The organism is Moorena sp. SIO3I6 (genome assembly GCF_010672095.1).
Genome location: NZ_JAAHHU010000549.1, coordinates 1 through 2,841, shown reverse-complemented (window position 1 = coordinate 2,841; position 2,841 = coordinate 1). Strand labels below are relative to the sequence as shown.

Here is a 2,841-nt window from a genome sequence, read left to right as displayed (position 1 = left end):
GGTAGAGTAGTACAAATGTACAGGGGAACTTCAGTCAACAAAGGTCTTGCTTGTGCAAGACCCACTGTGATTAGCCTAAACGCAATCTGCCGTACTTGTGCTACTGGTAGTTTCAGCTGCTTTGCGATCGCTTTGAGAGAAACTTTGCCTGTTGTATAATGCCACACTTTGCATTCTAAAACGTTGAGTCGATAATGGGATTGGGGTGGATCGCAGATGGTACTGACTAAACCCCAATCAGGGTCAGGCAATTGCTCAGCCAAAGCCTCCCAGTGCTGCAGTTCCCTTAACCCGATTAATGTTGCTTCTGTTGCTGGTATACTTAAACCGGTCATTTCCAGGGTTGGGATCGGCACGTTCTGCTCGAATTTAAATCGACCATCTTTGAGTTCAAACAAAGGACACACTTGCCGTTGTATTTGAATCTGAAACAACCATTTTAGTTGTGCAGTTTGTAAAATACCTTGACTTTGGAGGTATAAACCCAGTGGCTGATTGGGAGTACATGACTGAGCGAGTTTATTGACTATACTGTGTTTAACCCACTGATGTTGAGCAATCAGGACAATTAAACCCTGATGGTCTAATCGATTAGCTGCTGCCACAATCCGACCCTGATACACCCAAATGTGATGAACTGGTCGCCGGTATCCAGAAACTCTGGGTAAGGCAGTAATTCTCAGAGGTTGTCTGAGAAGTCTCATTTGCTACATATAAGCCCCCGTGGGTCCCCCAATTTTGGGGGACTTTTACCAGCAAATAGATTCTTGTTCCCCCCAGAATTGGGGGGCTAGGGGGGCAAAATTCAGTATCAAAAAACTTTTCAGATATCCTCTCAGCCAACCAGTTTTCTTTCCTTTCTCTAAAAACTGAAAAAGTTCTGGCAAGTATAAGTCGCTTAGGTAACCATTAAGGGACATGTCGGGTAATTAAAACCAAGAGAGCACCTTGAGAGTGTCAACTATGAGTGACAATAAATTATATAGTGTTAGATGGTTTGTGCGGCAAAATCCAAGTTTTAGCTCAACCGCGATCAGCCCCACGTGTCACCTTGGGCGTTGGCTTTTGTTGACTAAAGCCGAGAGTTCTTAGGACAAGGATAAGAGGTAGGTTAGCCATCGCTCCGGGCTTTCCAGGTAGGGAAACAACCTTTGATCACTCAGCCCCTCATAAATCCCAGACAAAGGTTGTTTTTTTGATCGGAGCAAAGATGTTGTACTATAATAGTATGGGTTTGACCATTTCGACAAAGAGCTAAGTTGGAATTAGATAAATTCAATCCTGGATTGAGGCTAGATTATTAGAATAGTTGTTTTCAATACTTGGAAACATACCTCAAAAAGCAGGAGCTGTTGAGTTTAAATAGAACTCTTCCTCTACGTCTGAAATCATTTATTATCGAGATAAGTTCCAAAGAAATGATTTTAGTATTCAAGACTAGTTTTATATTGCAGTCTTCTAGACTAGTTTGATTAATAATTCCAGCTTTGGATTAACGGTGATATCAACTGAGCAATCAACTAAAGCGCGAGCAATTCTGAAAATTTTACCAACTCTAAAACGCGCTCTGAGGGAATACAGTTGTGTTGACCTCCATAATTAAGAGTACCTTTAAGTAGTACCTTTAAGTAGTACCTTTAAGGAAGTTTTGATCCCGTTTAAAAAGGGATCATAAGACGACACTTGACCGTCAGTTCAATGTAGATAGGTCACATAAGTTGCTAACCAATAAGGGCACTTCTTCTACTAAACCGGTTGTGATTAGTCTAAAAGCAACTTGTTGCACTTTTTCTACTGGTACTCTCAGTTGCCTTGCAATTCTCTTGAGAGAAACATTGCCATTGGTGTACTCCCAAACTTGCCACTCTATAGAGTCCAAACTGTATTTAGGTTGACCACCGTTGATACTGACCAAACCGCCATTCGGGTCAGGTAATTTATCTGCCAGAGCTTCCCAGTTGCGGAGCGATCGCAATCCCTTCAACATAGCTATTTTTGTTGGCATACTCAAACCCGTCATTTCTCGTGTTGGTATGGGTACATTCTGTTCAAATTTAAACTGACCATCTCGGAGCTGAAACAAAGCACAAACATGCTGTAGAATTTGCATTCGAAATAGCTGTTTTAATTGGTCACCCTGTAAAGCACCCTGAGTTTTAAGACATAAACCCAGAGGTTTATCTATGGCACACAGCTGAGCTAACTTAGCAATTACCCGTTCGCTAACCCCGCAGTGTTTAACAATCAGCGATACCAAACCTTGATTGTCTAACCGATCTGCAGCTGCCACCAGGTGACCCTGATAAGTAGTCGGACAAAAGTTTTTGGGTCTGTATAAAGTTTTGTAAAGATTGCCAAAACGCTTGTGGTATAAAAATTAGCCTTTATTTTACATTTATTAACACAGCGAAGTTTAATTATGTCCGACTACTTACACCCAAATATAATGAGTTCTCCTAGGGGTTACTTGGTTTCTTGGCAAGGGAAGCAACCTTAGCAAACCAGTTTTTTGTCCCTGGGCGATAAACTGAAACACTTCTGGTAGGGAAATATCGGTTAAATGGCCTGTAACAGACATAATTGTTAATTTGCTTCATACTAAAGGGTTAGCGGAAATTACTAATTTATAATATATTAAGATTTGTTAAAAAAACACCTGAAAATAGTTTTTCAAAGTCAACGTCAACGTCCTATGAGCTGAGTGGCTTGTTAATTTGAAATTAAATCCCATATCAATTGATTAACCATATTGAGAGAAACAATAATTGGTAGCAGTTTCCGAAAGGTCAGACCGATATAATCATGAGGGGTCTCACCCATCGATTGATTATGCACTAGCGA

General features: G+C 40.8%; 3 protein-coding genes. All 3 read right to left on the bottom strand.

Annotated features, from left to right (window positions below; translation table 11 throughout):
- Window positions 1–704, bottom strand: a 704-nt coding sequence (locus tag F6K49_RS39350) for a DUF4388 domain-containing protein (RefSeq protein ID WP_293106007.1), incomplete at its 3' end; no start/stop codon positions are given.
- 986 nt (window positions 705–1,690) lie between these two features.
- The gene (locus tag F6K49_RS39345) at window positions 1,691–2,290 is read right to left on the bottom strand and encodes a DUF4388 domain-containing protein (RefSeq protein WP_229415170.1); all 600 of its coding nucleotides are present in this window, start codon (window positions 2,288–2,290) and stop codon (window positions 1,691–1,693) included.
- A 141-nt stretch (window positions 2,291–2,431) separates the two neighbouring features.
- Complete coding sequence (locus F6K49_RS39340) at window positions 2,432–2,578, bottom strand: DUF4388 domain-containing protein (protein WP_229415171.1); 147 nt, start codon at window positions 2,576–2,578, stop codon at window positions 2,432–2,434.
- Between the last annotated feature and the right edge of the window lie 263 nt (window positions 2,579–2,841).